Raw genomic sequence first — 18,148 nt, forward strand, 5'->3', positions numbered from 1 at the left:
TGCTTTTCTTGGATGAAACAATGATACAGGCCATTTGCAATCTACAAGATACGGAAGAAAAGGCGGTTCTTGCTACGATTATTCGCACGGAGGGCTCTACTCCCCGTGAGCGGGGTACTCACATGTTGATCATGGGAAATGGCCCGGCAATAGGAACTATTGGAGGCGGAACGGCAGAGAATCTTATCTTTACAAGAGCATTGGCACTGATGACGGTTGACAATGAAGGTCAGGGTCTGGGTCAAGGTCGAGGTGAAGTACATCGTATCGTGATTAATCAGGAGACCGGTATGTCTAAATTATCAGTTTGTGGGGCTAACATGGAGATTCTATTGGAGCCCATTCAGGGAAAGGGTTTTTGGCAATTTGTTCTGAATCTACAGATGAGCGAAAAAGATGTCGTGATGGTTACTTCTTTGGTTCCTCCATATACTAAGAGTATTTTCGATACAAAGGGCAATGTTCTATGGGGGTTGCCTCAAACAGGATTGGAGCTTTCTGCGGAGAAACTAGTAAATATTTTCTCATCCATGCAAGCAGACGTTCTAGAAATAAGCGAGGAATCAAGCTGGTTGGTAGAACCTGTCTTAAAAACAACGAGGTTATTAATTTTAGGAGCGGGCCATGTTGCCAGAGAAATTGCTTATTATGCAAAACCGCTTGATTTTCAAGTAACTGTTATTGATGATCGTGCGGTCTATGCATTGCCAGAGTTTTTCCCCGGGGCTCATGCAGTTATTTGTAGCGATTTCGAGACAGGTATTACAAATTATCGGCCCAATGGGGATACCTATGTAGTCATTGTGACCTGGAGTCACCGAACAGATGAAAATTGTCTGAAAGATGTTCTCAATTTTTCAGCTAAATATGTGGGTATGCTCGGCAGTACAAAAAAAGTAGCCACTATTGTCAAACACTTGCAAGAGGAAGGGTACACTGCGCAAAATCTAGCACGTTTAAAGGCGCCAATAGGTTTAGCTATTGGCGCTCAAACTCCGTCAGAAATCGCGATAAGCATACTAGCCGAGATCATTTCTGTTAGAAGAGCTAAATAATTTATTTAAAAAGAAGAACTATTTACCACGGAATTCGCGAAAGAGCGTAGACTATTAAAATTTGCCGGAAAATATTGTAAAGCAAGTACATGACGGTGTTTGCAAAGACCATAGAGGTTTAACTCATTGGAGTCAAACTCTATGGTCTTTTTATTGCCCAGAAATGAGAGTGTCATGTATTCTAGCTGAGATCAAACTTTCCAATAAATCCAGGCAGTTTTCGTCTGAACTTTCTCCATAACATGTCCATTGACAGAGATCTCTTCAAGGTAGTGTCTTATTAAATCGTTCTTCTCATCTCTGGGGCAATTCTCCGTTTCGAAGAGCGTACCATAATAAACACACGCTTCTTCGACCGTTCGGACAGTTTCACGATCCGTATCGACATAGGTAATACTGGGATAGTAGCCAGTTAGCCAAAGGATGTTGAAAATACTGTAAATCGTATTGCTGTAAAATCTGACCTCTTCAAGCTTCAGAATTTCCGTGCGAAGAATGTCCTGAACAGAGTCGATCCGATCGACAAAATTGGACAGAAAGCAGTATCCCTTGCTGGCCGCGATCATCTTCTCTAAGGTGATTCGATCATGGATTCCTGGGCTGTTGATCGCGGTAACCAAGTCAAACCGCTTATTCCAGCCGTAGTCTTCAAGATTGACATCATCCCAGTTCAAGTTTATAAATGTGGTATTGGTGAGGTTGACAGCTTCGGCATTCCTCACAGCATAGTCTAACATTTTGTCGGATATATCTAAGCCGGTAACATCGGTTGACTGCTTAGCGAATTCAACGGCAAAGCGTCCTGGACCGCAACCTATGTCTAGGACGCTACAATCCTTGGAGAGAAGGCCGTTATCTGACAAAAATTCAACGATCTTGCGAATGCGCTCATCAGGCCTACCTTGAGTAACTAACTTATTAAACTCTTCCGCTCTGTTGTTCCAAAACGACTGGACGGATACTTTGGCACCCTTTCCCTCGCGCCAAAGACGGGTGAAGTACTGTATGTCCATGCCCTACCATCCTCTCGAATAGTCTTTGAAGCAGTCTAAGCATACCTTTTTTCCGTCATTAATTCGCATCTTATGTTCTGGAGCACCTTCCCCACATAGTTCACAAACGATTGTCGTAAATAGTTTTGCCTTTTCGGGCAACACAAACGTCGGCTTCGAGAAATTAAAGAGTTCATCGACAGGTGAGTTCAGTAGGTAGTCCTGCCGTTGCTGACGGTCCATTTCTCCGTTTAAGGGCTTTAGTATCATTCTCAGGCTTTCGCCATTGGACTTATTATAAAAGCTGAAAGCCATTTTGCCAGTGCCTTTATAGAGAAGGTTCCCTTTGCCAAAGGTACAGCCCGTGATGACCTGAACAGCATCGACGCCGCAGGCATCATTTTCGGTGACACATATGACTTCTTCATCGACAGAAAATCGTAAGCCCATTTTGGTAATCGCCGCCTCACAGGCTTTATAGCCGATCGCAAGTCCGGGACATTCATGCCCATGAAATTCCACTGATTTTTCCCACAACGTTTTTTCCTTACACATACGATTAATCCCCTTTCGTTTTAGAAGAAACCAAAAAAGACCGCAGAAAACTGACTATCAAGGTCAGACCTCCATGGTCTATGCAAACACCTTCGTGGTCCTGCAGGTTATGATTAAGCTTAGTATTCTAGACTATCTCATGAATTCCTGCTTAGCTTAGGTTAAAATCAATAAATTAACCCCGAATCCCTATGCATTAGGAGAATAACGGGTGAAACTAATCAAAAAGAAGTTAGTGAAAAGCAGGAATTTCTGAATTTTTGCAGAATACCACTATTAATATAAATAAGAAAAAATTAGACCATGGAGGTCTGGCTTCACTACAGAAGTCAGCTTCATGGTCTATTTTTTTCGAAAATTAAGGAGTGAGAGGTTAGATGAAGAAGCTTTTATCGTTAATGTTGGCCCTGCTTATGCCTACGCTGCTTCTATCGGGCTGTGGAGGGAGTGCATCCCCGAAGGACTCGGGAACAGTTCCAACAGTGGCTAAGGTTCAGAAACAAAAAATTACAGATCTGGCGGGAAGAGAGGTTGAACTAGCGGTCCCAGTTCAAAAGGTCGTGGCGATCGGACCGGGTGCCTTGCGCTTAGTGACCTATGCCGAAGGAGCCTCCATGGTGGTGGGGATTGAAGACATTGAGAAAAAAGCTTCACCGGGAAGATCTTATATGCTAGCTTATCCCGAATTAAAGAAGCTCCCGAGTATCGGGCAGGGAGGTCCAGATACTGCGCCGAACGAGGAGAGCTTGGTCGGCGTCAACCCCGATGTGATTTTCGTTAGCACTCTCGTCGATAAAGCGAAAGCGGATCAACTCCAAGCCAAGACTGGCATCCCTGTGATCGTTTTGAGTTATGGCAGTGTGACAAGTGGAACCACGTCGTTTGACGAGAATCTATACCGTTCCTTAAGTATGATCGGCACGATCATCGGTAAGGAGACGAGGACACAAGAGGTGGTAGCATATCTCAAACAATGTGAAAAGGATCTGGCAGAGCGAACGAAGGACGTTCCTACAGAGGAAAAGGCCAACGTTTATGTAGGAGCTGTGAGTTCGAAAGGAGTGCGCGGAATTGAATACACTCAGGCTAACTATCCGCCACTAGTGTTCATTGGGGCAAAAAATGTTGTCGATGAAACTGGGAAAAGTGGGAGTTTATTGATTGACAAGGAGAAACTCATTAGCTGGGATCCGGATATCCTGTTTCTTGATGCCGGTGGGTATGCGCTAGTCACGGAGGATGTTAAAAATAACCCAGCTTTCTACCAATCGTTGAGTGCGGTGAAAAACGGCCAAGTTTATAGCCAAATTCCCTATAATAACTATACAACGAATATTGAGACGGCGTTTGCAGATTCCTATTACGCGGGAAAGATTATCTTTCCGCAACAGTTTCAAGACATCGATCCGATCAAGAAGAGTGATGAAATTTATCAGTTTCTTCTAGGGAAACCCCTGTATGCAGAAATGGTACGGGATTATGGTGGCTTTAAAAAGTTGGAACTAGGAAAATGATTTGAGGTGATTAGAGTTGGTTCGCGATGAAACTATGCCGGATGGTGGAATAAGCCATTATTTAAGATATACCTGGAAGAAAAAATTAATTATGTTCGGTCTGGTTGCAATGACAGCAGTGCTTGCCTTATATGCTATCAGTGCTGGTTCAGCCGAGCTTTCACCCAGGCAAGTGTTACGAACCCTACTTGGTCAAACCGAGGGGAACTCTCAGATTATCATTTGGTCCATCCGCCTGCCTCGGGTATTAGCCTCCATGGTGGCGGGGATGGGGTTAGCCGTTGCTGGTACAGTCATGCAAAATATCCTCAGAAATCCCTTAGCCTCTCCTAGCACTCTGGGTATTGCTCAAGGCGCAGCCTTTGGGGCAGCACTGGCTATCATTGGCTTGGGGGCAGGTAGTACTCCAAGTACAGGTGGAGGAGCACTGTTAATCAATAGCCCCTATATTGTCACAATTTCAGCCTTCGTAGCAGCCATGGTTACGACCCTGATCATTCTCTTTCTAGCTCAATATAAGGGTGTTTCACCGGAATCGATGGTATTAGCTGGGGTCGCTTTGGGCTCTCTCTTTTCGGCAGCAATAATGCTCTTGCAGTATTTCACCAATGATGTGAATGTCGCTGCCGTCGTCTTTTGGACGTTCGGTGACGTCGGACGGGTATCTTGGGGTGAATTAGGAATCATGTCTATTGTAGTCTTTGGATCCTTAATCTTTTTCCTGTTTAATCGTTGGAATTACAATGCTCTGAACAGTGGAGCAGAAACCGCCAAGGGGCTCGGAGTTAACGTGGAAAAAACGAGACAGTTGGGGATGTTCTTTGCTTCTTTGATCACAGCCACCGTCGTTTCCTTTTTGGGAATCATCGCCTTCATTGGTCTCGTGGCCCCCCATCTCGTCAAACGCTTGATTGGAGGGGACAATCGTTTTCTTATTCCAGCGTCTGGAATGATGGGTGCCTTGCTACTTCTGGCAGCGGATACTCTGTCCCGGCGGATTATTGCGCCTGTGGTTTTGCCCGTTGGGGCAGTCACTTCTTTTCTCGGAGCACCGCTCTTTCTCTATCTTCTGGTAAGGGGGTCGAAGTTACGATGATTTTATCAGTAAATGGGCTTGAATTCACATACAGCTCCCGTACAATCTTAGAAAATATAGGCTTTACTGTACAAAGGGGAGAGTTCCTATCTATTTTGGGCAACAATGGCGCGGGGAAATCGACGCTGCTCAAGACCTTGAACAAGATATTGTCACCGAAAAAGGGAAGTATCTTACTGGAGGGTCAGGAAGTGGCTAAGCTTAGTCGTTTGGCCATAGCCCTTAAAATGGCCTATGTCGCGCAAAACTACGAAAGCAACCGCCAGACCGTCTTTGACGCCGTTCTCTTGGGCCGCAAACCCTACATCAAGTGGGAGGCGACAGCGACGGATTTGGCGTTAGTGCAGGGAATCTTGGTAAAAACAGGTCTGGAGAAATTTGCCCTGCGCTACTTAGATGAACTGAGCGGGGGAGAACTGCAAAAGGTTGTTATTGCTAGGGCCTTGGCCCAGGAACCCGAGGTGCTGTTATTGGACGAGCCAACTAGTAATTTGGATCTGAGAAATCAAATGGAAGTGTTGGAAACCATCCGGACTGCGGCAAAAGAGAAAAATATTGCGGTGATTGCTGTCATGCATGATCTAAATTTGGCCTTGCGTTTCTCAGATAAGTTTGTATTGCTACAGGACACAAAGGTTTTCGTGGCCGGTGGTCCAGAGGTGATGACGGCAGAAAATATCACTCAGGCGTATGGGGTTCCAGTCAGCGTGGAAAGGGTACAGAATCAAATGGTTGTGATCCCGATTTAACCACGAGCGACAAGAGAAGAGCAAAAGCCATGAAATGATTTACTAGAAGCGGTTCAAAAATAGAAATTGATTTTTTGGAGCGCTAAAAAGAAAACGAATCACGGCAGTCTTAAAGCAGGTCTGTTCCATAAGGAAGTGGGGATCACTCATTTGTTGTAAGGAGCTTGACCAAGCTTTTTTTCTGTGATAAGTTTAATTTATAATTAAATAAATGAGTAAGTGATTTTTCTTAGCTGAGAAATCATAACAGAGAAGCCGATGCAAATTCGGCGCGGTCCCGCCACTGTGAAGGGGCGTTTGTGCTATATCCACCGAGGAAACTTGAGCAGGAGGCACTAAACGAAGAACCCAAGCCAGGAAACCTGATTACTCATATGCTTTACTCACGATGGATGGGTTGCAGGAATTATTTAAGTCAGCCCTTCATAGTTTGAAGGGCTTTATTTTGTTTATTCTTTAAGCTTAGATAAATGGTTTCTCGAGGGAAGCTGATCTGTAAAGTAAACGTCTTGTTCAAGCGGGATCTGCTTTCAAAAATGTGAATGCGACTTGAAAGTGGAAGAGAACGCGTCGTCCGAGACAACCGATACATTACTGTCTTTATGATGAGTAATGTGGGGTTGTCTCTTTTTTTTAGGAGTTAGAGAGATCATACATATTGAAGGGGGAATGTAAGCAATGGATGTTGAGTATTTTGACAGACTCTGGAGCAAGGACAGAGGCACCGTTGATGAGAGTAGGATGAATTGGGATTTCAGGGCCAAGGAGTTCAACCTTAGTAAGTCTCAGAAAATTGTCAGTAATGTTGTGGATTTTTTCATGGAAAAGGGCATGCTCTGCCCCGGTTATGATGTGATTGATATCGGCTGTGGTGCGGGGAAGTACGCCCTTGAGTTCTCTATAATCGCCAAAAGTGTGACGGCAATGGATTTCTCTCCGAAGATGTTGGATTATGCTCGGGAAAATGCCGCAAGGCAAGAGGTGACTAACGTAGAGTTCTTGGAAATGCCTTGGGAAGAGGTAGATCTGGATCAGGATGTCTTGGGCTGGACAAAGAAGTTCGATTTTGCGGCGGCGATCATGAGCCTTGGCGCGAAAAATAGCCGATAGGGTTTACGTCATGCATAAGGGGAAAATCATTGAACATGGGACGATTGCGGAGGTATTCAAATCTCCCAAGGAGAAATACACCTGCAAATTGGTTCAGATGATGATCTGAAATCAGGCCTTGACATAGAGATAGGTGACAGACACAATCAGGTTAACTTCTGCGGAAGATTCCCTGAAGGATATCGTAGCGATGCAAGGGCAGGACATCCCTCACTAGTTGGTATCCCTTCTATAGAGAATCTCTGAAAGCAATTATCACTAGATGGGAGGGAAGTGGTTCACATAACTATATAGGGAGAGATTGTTAACATTATGAACAATAAAACAACAGCAATATTTATGGCAATCTTGGCGGCTGCACTTTTTGGAATAAGCTTACCTGTATCTAAGTTATTGCTTGTAGAAATACCATCTACTTTGATGGCAGCAGCACTTTATCTCGGTGCAGGGTTCGGAATGTTAGTCATTAACATCGTAAAGATGGTTCGTAAAAAAGAACAGATTGAAGCTAAAATGACAAAAAAAGAAATGCCGTATATCATAGGTATGATTATCCTTGATGTCGCCGCACCTGTTTGCTTGATGATGGGGCTAACTATGACAACCTCTGCAAACGCTTCACTACTAAGCAACTTTGAAATTGTGGCTACATCACTTGTCGCCTTATTAATATTTAAAGAGAGTATTGGCAAGAGTATGTGGATTGCAATTTCACTAATAACTTTATCAAGTATTGTTTTATCGGTTGAGGATTTAAATAGCTTTTCGTTTTCAATTGGCTCAATATTTGTTATACTTGCTTGCCTTTGCTGGGGTTTTGAAAATAACTGTACTCGTATGTTGTCGTTGAAAGACCCTCAACAAATAGTTGTAGTCAAGGGTTTATGCTCTGGTGTGGTGTCACTTGTTATTGCACTTGCGTTAAAGCAGTACAGCACAAATATTTTATATCTATCAACGGCTTTATCACTGGGATTTGTATCTTATGGTCTTAGTATATACTTCTATATTATTGCGCAAAGAGAGCTCGGGGCAGCGAGAACAAGTGCTTATTACGCAGGAGCACCTTTTATTGGGGTGCTATTATCTGCAATAATTTTTGGTCAACAAATTACCATGTCATTTATGATCTCTTTATTAATCATGACAATTGGTGCATATTTTGCAGTGGCTGAATACCACAAGCATGCCCATATCCATGAAGAAATAACTCACGAGCACAGGCACAATCACAAGGATAATCACCATACTCATACACACGATTGCGAAGGTGAAAGTGAACACAATCATGTTCATATCCATGATATGACAGCGCATATACACAAACATACACCCGATATGCACCATGCTCATGACCATTAGGGGATATAATGAGAGAGGGATCATACCAATGATCAAGAGAAATTATGTTATGTATTCACAGGACGTAGTTTGAAAATGTTAGGTCCACAGTGTTCTCTTCTGTTCCGTAGGGAGGATTAGTCGCAATTATTTATAAATAGCCGCAATGGCTTGTGCTACTGGGATAAGGAGCAATTGTCCCATTAAGGTTCCGATGAGCTTGGCACTCATTAACATAACTACAAGGGCTTTGACTTCTGGATAGGGACGATTTCCCCTCAAAGTTTGATCAGTAATAATCGATGATTTGGGATCAATAAAAAGCATAAAGATAATGTTTGCGGCAGTGTTTATTATTCCTGCTGAAGCTGAAGCTGCCAGACGATGCTGAGGGGCAACCAGTAAAGTAGCATAATAGGCCGACATTACTCCGATGGTATAAATTCCAGTGACCAGTGCATTGAGAATGATTAAACTAGCGGGGATTTTATGATAGGGCAGATGATTTACCATTTTTCTTGAAGGTAAAGTAACACTTTCGAAAAATATTCGGATACTGCGAAATTTTAACGCATCGATGACAACAGCTGGCACCGAGCCTGTCTGTTCCAGTCGATTGACGACTCTGTTAAAGGCATTTAAAAAAGTGGGGGTTAAGATTATACCGAAGAATGTTCCTGCAGTTGCTACAAAAATGACCTTGCGGATACTGGGTAGAGGATCAAGACTTTGAGAAATGGAACTATCCATCAAACCTCCAATTAAAGGAGCCTGCATAGTATGGGCAATAAGAGAGATTAAATAAAATAAGTTGAAAACGGTCAGAGATAAGGCGAATTGTCCGCTTTTAATGTAATTGAGTCGTACGGAGTAGGCAAATGTATCTATCATGTGAATGATAAACGTTAAATAAAGCAGATGGACTATATTAAACTGCATTTGCCCACCCCCATACTTAATATAGCTATGCTGGATAGGGGATAGAAATGCTCAGACGTATCAAAAGACCGGGTGTTGACCCGGCCCCGTGATTATTACTTAGCTCAAAAAATTGCGGACAAAATCTATGTAATGCGCCAAGGGGTCATCATTGAGCAAGGTGCCCTAGGGGATGTTTTTCTAAGCCCAAAAGAAGAGTATACGAGAACTCTTTTGCGTAATGCAGGCATTATTAGGGGTCTTCTAACCTAATAGGTCGCGCAGATATTTTGCTTTTTCAAACGCTCTTTTAAGAAAGAGCTCAGGAGACTCCTCACGTTCCCCAGCCATTGGATAGGCCTCCAGCGTCAAGCACCCTCGAAAACCAGCTGGAAAGTGTTGGGCCACCATAACCCAATCAATAATGCCATGTCCAGGAAGCCAATGCCGGTCTTCTAGTCCGTCATTATCTGACAAATGAGTTGTTATAAGGCGATCTCCAAAATTTCCAAGTAGACTGAAGTCCTGTTTGTCCGACAAACAATGATGAGAACTATCAAAACAAAAACCCAAGTGGTCCGATGGAATTTCGGAAAGTAAATAAGGAACGTTATCCCGTCTACGGGTGTTTTCGATGGCGATCATTACTCCGAGTTCCTCGGCAACTCTCACGAGTTCTCTGAAACTTTTCACACCATCGCTATTTGGCGCTGGTGGATTGACGCCTTCTGTCAAATGCATGACCATCATCGGTATATGATAGTTTGCGCAATCATGAAGCCAGCGGATATGTCTATGAATAAATTCGGATCTCACGGATTTGAACTCTGACCATAACTCACTAGAGTTATTATAAGGGACATGCAAATTCTCCAATACTAAACCAATATCTCTGACCAACTGAGGCATACTTTCCTTCTTGATCTGCCATGGAGTGTCCTCGTCTTCCCACCATAGTGAGGTCGCTGCAAACCCTGCCTCCTTGATTAATCTAAGTCGTTCTTGAAAAGGAAGTACAAAACCAAACCACGAAAATATCCCCAGTGGATATTGATGCTGCATAAAATTGCCTCCTAAATTTCAGCTATTCAATGAACGATTGAGAAAAGAAAGTAGCTTTGTACCTAGTCTATAGTGTTACAGAAACTATCACAAGTGTGATTTTGTGGAAGCCATACCGCTTGACCTTTCGAAAGGTATTAGGGCTGTAGCTGTTATTTTGTGAATAACAAAAGATTCACATCCTAAAATCAGCAATGCGGATCGAATCATTGTGCTGGAGCGCGGAGCGGTTAAGGAAACGGGAAAGAACGACGAATTGTTGAAAAATGGCAGCGCCTATGCTCACATGTGGAAAGAACAGAGTTGGGCTGGCAACTGGAACTTAGTGCGTACATCAGAGTAAATTTAAGAAGAAACGGATGGGCCTGCTCTGGGCTTTGGGCACAGTGGTGTGATAGCCATACCCGGCTTTGTGTTACTGGAATTTTGTATTATTTGAAGGAAATCAAGGAAATATGCGGAATATATTCTAGAGGGGTTGGTGCATATAAGCAGGCTTACCACTGCCCGGACGGTGGAACAATCATAATCCGAGAAGGAACGAACATTCGTAGTATGTAATCTGATAGACAAATGAGCATAAAAGTAGCCGGCGGCAGGCTTCTTAAAGAAGGGGTAATCAAAATTACCGCCGTAGGGATTGAGATGATGTGTTAAGGAGGGAGAAAACTGATGAGTTTACGTATTAATCAATTAAGAGACAATTGCCGAAAAAACTTAATTCAATACACGCTCAAAGCGTTTTCTATGATTCCGGCAATCGATCATCCCCTTATCCTGGACATGGGATGCGGGACCGGCGTACCGTCTTTAGCTTTGCTGGATATTGGCAATGGAAGCATTTATGCTGTTGATTCTGATTCGGGAAGTTTAGAATGGCTAAATGAGAAAGTGGCGGCCTTAAACTATACCGATAGAATCAAAGTCATCCACGCCTCTTTATTTGAGGCCAATCTGCCTGCCGGTTTCTTTGATATCCTTTTAGCGGAAGGCCTGCTCAATGTAGTCGGTTTTGACAAGGGTTTGCCGATTTTGGTCAATTTATTAAAACCCGGGGGATATCTCATCATTCATGACGAATTAAAGGATGATACGGAAAAGAAAAGGATTTTTGCAAGATATCATTTACAACTGCTCGATGCCTTTGAGTTGGATGAAAATGTATGGTGGAAGGATTATTATGCTTGCCTCGAGGAATTAATTCAACAAGAAAAAAATGTTTCGCTCTTCGGAAACGAAATGAACGAAATCGCTGAAATCAAGAAGTATCCTGAAAAGTTCCGCTCAATATACTATGTTTTGCATAAATAGTTTGGGTTAAGCCTCTGATATTGTCTGTGTACTCTTGCCTGAAAATGTACAAAAGAGGTGACCTGTTGATTCCGATTCCGGAAGTATGAGTGAGCAGAGCTGAAAGGGGAGCCATTGTTGGTTGCTGATTTGACTATACAATGCTTATGTGATAGGTTGATTTTAAATTAATAAATGAGCACGCGGTTTTTCTTAGTTGAAAAATCGTAGCAGGGAAGCCGGTTCAAATCCGGCGCGGTCCCGCCACTGTAATGGGGAGTTGGTGCCATATCCACGGAGGAAACTTGGGAAGGAGGCACTAAACGAGGAACCTAAGCCAGGAGACCTGATTGCTCATATGCTTTACTCACGATGAATGGGTGGCAGTAATTATTTTAATCCAGCCCTTCATTTTATGAAGGGCTTTTAGATGTTTTTAGACGCCAAAAACGTGAATGCAACTTGGAAGCGGAAGCGAGCGTCTCGTCTGAGACAACCAAGGCATGCTGTCATATGATTAGCAATAAGGGTTGTCTCTTTATATTTAAAGGGCAATTTTTTAATGGAGATTAATAGAAAGGATGTTAAACTTATGTCAAAGAAAAAGAGTCTCGCATTAATTGCTCTAATCCTTTGCTTCACCCTCCTCCTTGCTGGTTGTGGAAGTACAACACCTAAAGCGAACATGCCCACTGACGAGAACCTAGCGACACCGACAACATATCCTCTAACCATCAATGATGACTCGGGCTCTAGTGTGACCCTAGTCGCCCAACCGAAACGCATTGTTTCCCTAGTTCCCTCGGCCACAGAAACCCTCTTCGCTCTGGGATTAGGAGATAACGTAGTCGCCGTCACAAAGTGGGATAATTATCCTGTGGGCGTTCAGGAAAAAGTAGACTATGCCTTTGAAGACAGCATACGTCCGAATACGGAACAGATTTTGGAATTAGAGCCTGACCTGATTGTTATGGGCTTGATGGGCAATGACCAAAAGGATATCGAAGCAATTCGCAATCTAAAAATTCCGGTCGTCACAATTAACCCTCAAACCCTCGTAGAAACTTACCAGACCATTGAAATGTTTGGAAAACTAACCGACTCTCAAGAACAAGCCCACAAGATCGTTTCTGGCATGAAGGAAAAAGAACGAGTTATTGTGGAGAAAATCGGAACAATCAAGGACATTGATCGCTTAAAGGTCTGGATAGAGGTCGATGAGAACCTGTACACGCCTGGGGAAGGAACCTTTCTCAATGAATTACTAACCAAAGCGGGGGGGAAGAATATCGCGGTGGATGTCCAAGGGTGGGGACAGTTCAATAGTGAACAAGTGATAGCCAAGGATCCCCAAGTGATTTTCTCAACCTACGGTTACTATCAAAAAGACGCGGTTGCGAAGATTATCGCTCGTAAAGGCTGGCAAAACGTGCAAGCCGTTAAGAACGAACGCGTGATAGAGTTAGACAGTGACATGGTGACACGAACTGGGCCTAGAATCGTCGATGGCTTAGAATCAATTGCTAAAGCGTTGTATCCTGAACTTTTCAAGTAATTTCTTCAGGTAAAGGGTGTGTGGGATTCTAATGGAGCAAAAACTGAAGACTAAACGAATATTTTGGTTGACTGGCTTTGTCGCTCTGCTCCTAGTGTCCCTTGTGTTAGGTGTTATGATTGGCTCAGTCAATTTACCGTTTGCGCTAACGCTGAAAATTCTTCTCAGCCACCTCCCGTTGGTTAACTTGGCCCCCACTTGGTCATTAGCCCAAGATGCTATTGTCTGGGACTTGCGTCTTCCACGGGTTTTCTTGGCCATTGTGATAGGGGCTATGCTTTCTTCAACAGGAGTTGCCTTTCAAGGCATGTTGCGCAATCCCCTTGCTGATCCCTACATCCTAGGTGTGTCGGTGGGTGCGGCTTTTGGGGCAGCATCATCAATGCTCTTCTTCCGGGATTTAGCACTACTTGGATACTTCACGACCCCCATTTTTGCGTTTATTGGCGCCTTACTCTCTCTTTGGTTCGTCTTGTCACTGGCCAGTCATCACGGCCAACGCGACAGAGAATCGTTAATCCTAGCAGGTGTCGTTGTTCAATCGCTAATTGGTGCGGCTATCTCGTTCTTGATTGCTATTTCCGGACAGCAAATGCAACAAATTGTGTTCTGGATGATGGGAAGCCTAGCCAACCGTACATGGCTTGACGTCGCCATGCTTACCCCGTATATGCTCGTCGGTTTCGTCTACTTATCTCTCCAGCAGCGTGACCTCAACCTCATTTCTTTGGGAGAAAGCGCTGCGACTCATCTGGGGATGGATGTTGAGAAGAAGAAAATCAAGATTTTAATTGCTGGGTCCTTACTAACAGCCGCTGCTGTTTCTGTTGTCGGAATCATAGGATTTGTGGGTCTTATTGTACCCCATCTAATGCGCTTAATAGTGGGCCCCGACCACCGCATTTTGTTGCCCTTATCCACTCTAGCGGGGGCAATTTTCTTGCTTTGGGCAGATACCGTGGCTCGTAGCATCATTCCCTCGCGAGAAATCCCGATTGGCGTTATTACCGCGTTTATCGGAGCACCGTTCTTTGCTTACTTACTAAAAAAGGGACTGAGGAGGGGGCAGGTATGAACCTTTTTGACGTATTGCAAGTTCAGCATCATTTCGGGAATGTCCCGGTTCTTGATAATATCAGTTTTCAAGTAAAAGTCGGAGAGACCTTTGGGATTATCGGTCCGAACGGCAGTGGCAAATCTACGCTTATTCGGACTATGAGTGGCTTACTAAAACCAAATCAAGGAGAAATCCTCTTCTATAATAAAGCGATAGGTTCGTACAGAAAACGAGACCTTGCAAAACTCATTGCCGTGTTAGAGCAAGAAGGGATACCTCCCCTATCCTTCTCGATCGAAGAGGTCGTTGCTATGGGGCGTTATCCGTGGTTAAAGCCCCTTGCGGACCTATCTCATCTAGACGAACAGATTGTCGAAGATGTCCTTAAAAACCTAGGCCTCTGGAAAATAAAGAACCAAGCGGTTAATGCTCTGAGCGGCGGTCAGCGTCAAATGGTCTCATTAGCAAGAGCCATGGTTCAGCAGCCAAAAGTATTAATCCTAGATGAACCGACCACGTTCTTGGATATTGGGCATCAAATGCTCGTGATGGACCACGTTCGAGAGTGGCACCAATCCCAGGACATCACCCTTATTATGGTCTTGCATGATTTAAATCTTGCCAGTCAATACTGTGGCCGCCTTCTCCTCTTAGATAAAGGCTACGTTCAAAGCTATGGCAAAATTCACGACGTATTAAAACCAGAAACTATTTCGACTGTCTATAAAACCGAAGTTATTATGATTGAACACCCTGTACAGCATGTACCTCAATTTTTGCTCACCAGTCAATAGTACAAGAACTAAACAAAAGGTTTTGTAGAAAAATGGGGAATAGTAAAATCATGGAAGGAGGTATTCGATGTCTATTTTTGTATCTATGAAAAGAGATGACTGGCTGATTATCAGATTCGATTATACTGAAGACCGAGTGAAAAAGATTAGAAGTATCGTTGGACGGTCTTGGAATCAAAAAGAAAGACATTGGACGATACCCTTTCAGCATGAGTCAGTAAGGAATTTCTACGATTTGTTTGCCCAGGAAGAGATTATTGTCGATAAGGTAGTCAATGATTTAATTTATGACCTTATTCCAGAACTTCGTTATCGAGAATATTATAATTTGCTTATTGAGCCTCAACCCATTCCTCCTGCGCAGAATGTTGGCATTTAGGACAATTCCTGTTACGGCAGGAATTGAAGGAAACATCCATCGAGCCACATTCCGTGCAAACCTGGGCATGGGAACCCAATGCTGAGGTTCTACAAAGCCGAATCATATGAAAGGCTTTTGCCTGATCAGGAGAAAGAGACTTAAGCTTGATATGTTTAAAAATATCCTGAAGTTCAGTCAAACGAATCACGCCCATCAAGAGGACTTTTTACTGAGGACATATGTTTTGTTGATAGGTGAAGATAGATTGAGGTCGTAGCAATATTGCTATGCCCCATAAGAACTTGAATTGTGCGCAGGTCAGTATTTTTTCCAAAAGATGGGTTGCAAATGAGTGGCGAAGCGTATGAATCGTTACAGGCTTAGTAATACCAGCCTTTTTTCTAGCATCTAGAAAGACCTTTTGAGGAGTTTTTGTGGACATAGGTTGACCTTCAACAGGACCCGGGAAAAGCAGATCTGTGGGTCTGTAACGTTTCCAGTAAAGTCTAAGCATTTTAAGGTTTTCATGAGATAGAATAGTTAAGCGATCCTTGTTGCCCTTGCCATGATTAACTCGGATCGACATAGCCGATGAATCAATATCAGAGATGCGTAGATTAAGCGTTTCGCTAATTCGTAGGCCTGAAGCATACGTCGTTAGGAGAATCATTCTGTGCTTTAAGTTTCGCACCTGATCAGTGATGGATAAAATCTCGTCTTGAGAAAGAATATGAGGAAGGGATTTAGGCCGTTTGGGACGGACAATAACGTCATCAGACCAGTTGTAGCCGAGGACCTTATTAAAAAAGAGTGTAAACGCGCTGCAAGAGATAGTGATACTGCTGTAGCCAATTCCGGATTTAATACGATCATGAATATATTGTTTAAGCTCATCGGGGGTGATATCGGGGGCAGGCTTACTAGTATGCCTTTCAAGAAGCTTTACATGGCCGAGATAATGATTCTGGGTATGTGGAGCATAGCCTCTAAGTTCCATTTCGAAGACCATCTTTTGAAGATGAGAGGAAAGAGCCTGGGATTTTTGGGACATAAAAAAATCATCCTTTCTGCATTACAAGTTATTGGCAGAAAGAATGATATCATGGATTATAGACCTTAGTTAATTTGAGAAAAAACCACCGCGCAGCGGTTTAGTACAATGTGGGTTATTGGACTCAAAAGGAACAAAAGTAGAAAATATCGCTGGTCCTGGAAGGTTTTTAGGAGCCGATGTAATTAGGAATTGACTAGTACAGCTTGCATATGATACTTTATCCCTTCCAGAAAACTGATCCATTAGGTGTTAGCAATCAAAATGATATGTTTCACCATCTGAGGGTATCAACAATTGTTCCACCCTAATACCATTTGCTTCAGCATATTTCCTTAAACATTCACGAGATATTGTAGTATGATCAAGCGATTCCATATGCGTGGCAATGATCGTACTAGTAGGCGCAGCTAAACAAACTTTAACTGTCTGTTTGGCATCCATTACGATTGGAATATTATCACCCCATACAGCACCACACGAATGTGTTATTATAATCGACGGTTTCACTTGAGAAATAGTGTTGTCAACAGCTTTACACCAAATAGTATCCCCTGCCCAATATACCGTAGGCTCGTTTTCATTCTTAAATATAAACCCCGATGCAGCCCCCATCTCTTGTAAAACTTCGCCTGAACCATGCTGACATGCGGTACGGATAATCTCTATGTTTTCCCAAGTTATTTGGTCTATGATTGGTACAACACTTTGAAACCCCACAGCTTTAATTTCAGACTCATCTCCTGGCTGGCACAAGATCAGTAAATTTGTTGGTAGCAACCTTTGAGCAGTTGGGTCAAAGTGATCTGAGTGCAGATGTGAAATAATAGCCATATCTATCCCCGCTATCACTTGAAATGGCTCACAAGGTAACTCCACTAAAGGATTTAGCGATTTACCTGTGTACGACGGCATTGTGTGTTTTGCTGCTAAGTAAGGGTCAATGATAAATTTTTTTCCCGCATATTCCAATAGTATTGTAGCACTGCGAATAAGCCTAATTTTCATTAGTACCTCCTGCTACCTTTTTTTTCGTTAGCCTAAGTTATTCACTCACCTTGGAATCCCATAAGATACTTTATACGACGGCAGTTTTCTGCCGATGTTAGCCTCTCCAGTAAAATAAAAGCTACCTCTAATGCCGTGGACGGAGAAGAAGAGGTGATAATATTTTGGTCAACTATTACTGGTTGATTCACTACGTCTACTCCATATGAAGCCAATTGCTTTTGTCGTAAGCCACCATTAAGATGATAGGTAGTCCCCTTTCGTCTTTTGAGAACCCCACTCTTGCCCACAGGCAACGCTCCTACACAGATAGTCGCTATATATTTGCCTGCATCATTAAATTGACGGATTAAGGAAAGAAATTCTTCCTGATAGGCATCTGTATAGAAACCATCCTCTTCGGATCCACCTGGAATAGCTAAGGCATCAAAATTTGACACGTCCACGGTATTTATTTGCATCTCCGGAATGACAGTAAAACCCCAAGCACTTTTGAGTTGCTTGTGCATTCCACAAGTCACTATTTGAGTGGTTCCATCTCCTTCATATTCGTTCCAGCCTAATACATCTGTAAAAACACTAGCTTCATAAGCTTCAAAACCGTTAGCCAGTAAAAGTAATACTCTTTTCATAACTTTAC

17 protein-coding genes, 2 pseudogenes and 2 riboswitches are annotated in these 18,148 nt (G+C 43.2%); of the genes and pseudogenes, 11 read left to right on the forward strand and 8 right to left on the reverse strand.

Annotated elements, in window-relative coordinates:
• Positions 1–8: 8 nt before the first annotated feature.
• Positions 9–1,055 (forward strand): XdhC family protein, encoded by a 1,047-nt coding sequence (locus E4K67_RS09125; protein ID WP_135546109.1) that lies wholly within the window; start codon positions 9–11, stop codon positions 1,053–1,055.
• 191 nt (positions 1,056–1,246) lie between these two features.
• On the opposite strand, the gene E4K67_RS09130 is transcribed toward E4K67_RS09125, so the two are convergent.
• Together E4K67_RS09130 and E4K67_RS09135 are read right to left on the reverse strand one after the other, a co-directional pair.
• A complete protein-coding gene (locus E4K67_RS09130; protein WP_135546110.1) occupies positions 1,247–2,068 on the reverse strand; it encodes a class I SAM-dependent methyltransferase in 822 nt (273 codons plus the stop codon).
• A 3-nt stretch (positions 2,069–2,071) separates the two neighbouring features.
• Positions 2,072–2,602 carry an FmdE family protein gene (locus tag E4K67_RS09135; RefSeq protein WP_135546111.1) on the reverse strand — a complete coding sequence of 177 codons (531 nt, stop codon included), beginning with the start codon at positions 2,600–2,602 and terminating at the stop codon, positions 2,072–2,074.
• 377 nt (positions 2,603–2,979) lie between these two features.
• On the opposite strand from E4K67_RS09135, the gene E4K67_RS09140 reads away from it, so the two are divergent.
• The 5 genes from E4K67_RS09140 to E4K67_RS09160 all read left to right on the forward strand — a co-directional run bounded on the left by E4K67_RS09140 (position 2,980) and on the right by E4K67_RS09160 (position 8,433).
• Positions 2,980–4,116: an iron ABC transporter substrate-binding protein gene (locus E4K67_RS09140; RefSeq protein WP_135546112.1), complete on the forward strand. Its 1,137-nt coding sequence runs from the start codon at positions 2,980–2,982 to the stop codon at positions 4,114–4,116.
• Positions 4,117–4,132: 16 nt separating this feature from the next.
• Complete coding sequence (locus tag E4K67_RS09145; RefSeq protein ID WP_135546113.1) at positions 4,133–5,212, forward strand: FecCD family ABC transporter permease; 1,080 nt, start codon at positions 4,133–4,135, stop codon at positions 5,210–5,212.
• Complete coding sequence (locus E4K67_RS09150; protein ID WP_135546114.1) at positions 5,209–5,961, forward strand: ABC transporter ATP-binding protein; 753 nt, start codon at positions 5,209–5,211, stop codon at positions 5,959–5,961. Before E4K67_RS09145 ends, E4K67_RS09150 begins: the two co-directional genes overlap by 4 nt.
• 200 nt (positions 5,962–6,161) lie before the next feature.
• Positions 6,162–6,345: riboswitch (cobalamin riboswitch) on the forward strand.
• Positions 6,346–6,639: 294 nt separating this feature from the next.
• The gene (locus E4K67_RS09155; RefSeq protein WP_135546115.1) at positions 6,640–7,071 is read left to right on the forward strand and encodes a class I SAM-dependent methyltransferase; all 432 of its coding nucleotides are present in this window, start codon (positions 6,640–6,642) and stop codon (positions 7,069–7,071) included.
• A 312-nt stretch (positions 7,072–7,383) separates the two neighbouring features.
• The gene (locus E4K67_RS09160) at positions 7,384–8,433 is read left to right on the forward strand and encodes a DMT family transporter (protein ID WP_199242502.1); all 1,050 of its coding nucleotides are present in this window, start codon (positions 7,384–7,386) and stop codon (positions 8,431–8,433) included.
• Between the two features lie 126 nt (positions 8,434–8,559).
• Here E4K67_RS09160 and E4K67_RS09165 read toward each other — a convergent pair whose 3' ends face one another.
• Together E4K67_RS09165 and E4K67_RS09170 are read right to left on the reverse strand one after the other, a co-directional pair.
• Positions 8,560–9,351 (reverse strand): lipid II flippase Amj family protein, encoded by a 792-nt coding sequence (locus tag E4K67_RS09165; RefSeq protein ID WP_135546117.1) that lies wholly within the window; start codon positions 9,349–9,351, stop codon positions 8,560–8,562.
• 243 nt (positions 9,352–9,594) lie between these two features.
• Positions 9,595–10,392: a sugar phosphate isomerase/epimerase family protein gene (locus E4K67_RS09170; RefSeq protein WP_135546118.1), complete on the reverse strand. Its 798-nt coding sequence runs from the start codon at positions 10,390–10,392 to the stop codon at positions 9,595–9,597.
• Positions 10,393–11,064: 672 nt separating this feature from the next.
• On the opposite strand from E4K67_RS09170, the gene E4K67_RS09180 reads away from it, so the two are divergent.
• The 5 genes from E4K67_RS09180 (at position 11,065) to E4K67_RS09200 (ending at position 15,467) form a co-directional block, all read left to right on the forward strand.
• On the forward strand, positions 11,065–11,703 hold the full coding sequence (locus E4K67_RS09180) for a class I SAM-dependent methyltransferase (RefSeq protein ID WP_135546120.1): 639 nt from the start codon (positions 11,065–11,067) through the stop codon (positions 11,701–11,703).
• 163 nt (positions 11,704–11,866) lie between these two features.
• Positions 11,867–12,050, forward strand: a riboswitch (cobalamin riboswitch).
• A gap of 224 nt (positions 12,051–12,274) precedes the next feature.
• A complete protein-coding gene (locus E4K67_RS09185; RefSeq protein ID WP_135546121.1) occupies positions 12,275–13,237 on the forward strand; it encodes an ABC transporter substrate-binding protein in 963 nt (320 codons plus the stop codon).
• 31 nt (positions 13,238–13,268) lie between these two features.
• Entirely contained in the window at positions 13,269–14,312 is a 1,044-nt protein-coding gene (locus E4K67_RS09190; protein WP_135546122.1) for a FecCD family ABC transporter permease, read from the forward strand.
• Entirely contained in the window at positions 14,309–15,088 is a 780-nt protein-coding gene (locus tag E4K67_RS09195) for an ABC transporter ATP-binding protein (RefSeq protein ID WP_135546123.1), read from the forward strand. The genes E4K67_RS09190 and E4K67_RS09195 overlap by 4 nt, the downstream gene beginning before the upstream one ends.
• A 67-nt stretch (positions 15,089–15,155) precedes the next feature.
• On the forward strand, positions 15,156–15,467 hold the full coding sequence (locus tag E4K67_RS09200) for a hypothetical protein (protein ID WP_135546124.1): 312 nt from the start codon (positions 15,156–15,158) through the stop codon (positions 15,465–15,467).
• Here the strand turns inward: E4K67_RS09200 and E4K67_RS31490 are convergent.
• From E4K67_RS31490 to E4K67_RS09220, 4 genes and pseudogenes are all read right to left on the reverse strand, one after another.
• Positions 15,424–15,648, reverse strand: a pseudogene (locus tag E4K67_RS31490) (transposase zinc-binding domain-containing protein); the annotation flags it as partial. The gene E4K67_RS09200 and the pseudogene E4K67_RS31490 sit on opposite strands and share 44 nt — an antisense overlap.
• Positions 15,641–16,500 (reverse strand): annotated as a pseudogene (locus tag E4K67_RS09210) (tyrosine-type recombinase/integrase). The pseudogenes E4K67_RS31490 and E4K67_RS09210, both read right to left, overlap by 8 nt.
• A gap of 252 nt (positions 16,501–16,752) precedes the next feature.
• Positions 16,753–17,508: an MBL fold metallo-hydrolase gene (locus tag E4K67_RS09215; protein WP_135546127.1), complete on the reverse strand. Its 756-nt coding sequence runs from the start codon at positions 17,506–17,508 to the stop codon at positions 16,753–16,755.
• A gap of 41 nt (positions 17,509–17,549) precedes the next feature.
• Complete coding sequence (locus tag E4K67_RS09220) at positions 17,550–18,140, reverse strand: DJ-1/PfpI family protein (RefSeq protein WP_135546128.1); 591 nt, start codon at positions 18,138–18,140, stop codon at positions 17,550–17,552.
• Between the last annotated feature and the right edge of the window lie 8 nt (positions 18,141–18,148).

The sequence above is a fragment of the Desulfosporosinus fructosivorans genome (assembly GCF_004766045.1).
In the GTDB taxonomy this organism is placed as follows: domain Bacteria; phylum Bacillota; class Desulfitobacteriia; order Desulfitobacteriales; family Desulfitobacteriaceae; genus Desulfosporosinus; species Desulfosporosinus fructosivorans.

Excerpts from the sequence above, each read along its gene's own strand:
- E4K67_RS09185 (WP_135546121.1), top strand. The coding sequence starts at position 12,275 with ATGTCAAAGAAAAAGAGTCTCGCATTAATTGCTCTAATCCTTTGCTTC.
- E4K67_RS09165 (WP_135546117.1), bottom strand. The coding sequence starts at position 9,351 with ATGCAGTTTAATATAGTCCATCTGCTTTATTTAACGTTTATCATTCAC.
- E4K67_RS09150 (WP_135546114.1), top strand. The coding sequence starts at position 5,209 with ATGATTTTATCAGTAAATGGGCTTGAATTCACATACAGCTCCCGTACA.
- E4K67_RS09190 (WP_135546122.1), top strand. The coding sequence starts at position 13,269 with ATGGAGCAAAAACTGAAGACTAAACGAATATTTTGGTTGACTGGCTTT.
- E4K67_RS09170 (WP_135546118.1), bottom strand. The coding sequence starts at position 10,392 with ATGCAGCATCAATATCCACTGGGGATATTTTCGTGGTTTGGTTTTGTA.
- E4K67_RS09130 (WP_135546110.1), bottom strand. The coding sequence starts at position 2,068 with ATGGACATACAGTACTTCACCCGTCTTTGGCGCGAGGGAAAGGGTGCC.
- E4K67_RS09180 (WP_135546120.1), top strand. The coding sequence starts at position 11,065 with ATGAGTTTACGTATTAATCAATTAAGAGACAATTGCCGAAAAAACTTA.
- E4K67_RS09135 (WP_135546111.1), bottom strand. The coding sequence starts at position 2,602 with ATGTGTAAGGAAAAAACGTTGTGGGAAAAATCAGTGGAATTTCATGGG.
- E4K67_RS09220 (WP_135546128.1), bottom strand. The coding sequence starts at position 18,140 with ATGAAAAGAGTATTACTTTTACTGGCTAACGGTTTTGAAGCTTATGAA.
- E4K67_RS09195 (WP_135546123.1), top strand. The coding sequence starts at position 14,309 with ATGAACCTTTTTGACGTATTGCAAGTTCAGCATCATTTCGGGAATGTC.
- E4K67_RS09200 (WP_135546124.1), top strand. The coding sequence starts at position 15,156 with ATGTCTATTTTTGTATCTATGAAAAGAGATGACTGGCTGATTATCAGA.
- E4K67_RS09155 (WP_135546115.1), top strand. The coding sequence starts at position 6,640 with ATGGATGTTGAGTATTTTGACAGACTCTGGAGCAAGGACAGAGGCACC.
- E4K67_RS09215 (WP_135546127.1), bottom strand. The coding sequence starts at position 17,508 with ATGAAAATTAGGCTTATTCGCAGTGCTACAATACTATTGGAATATGCG.
- E4K67_RS09140 (WP_135546112.1), top strand. The coding sequence starts at position 2,980 with ATGAAGAAGCTTTTATCGTTAATGTTGGCCCTGCTTATGCCTACGCTG.
- E4K67_RS09160 (WP_199242502.1), top strand. The coding sequence starts at position 7,384 with ATGAACAATAAAACAACAGCAATATTTATGGCAATCTTGGCGGCTGCA.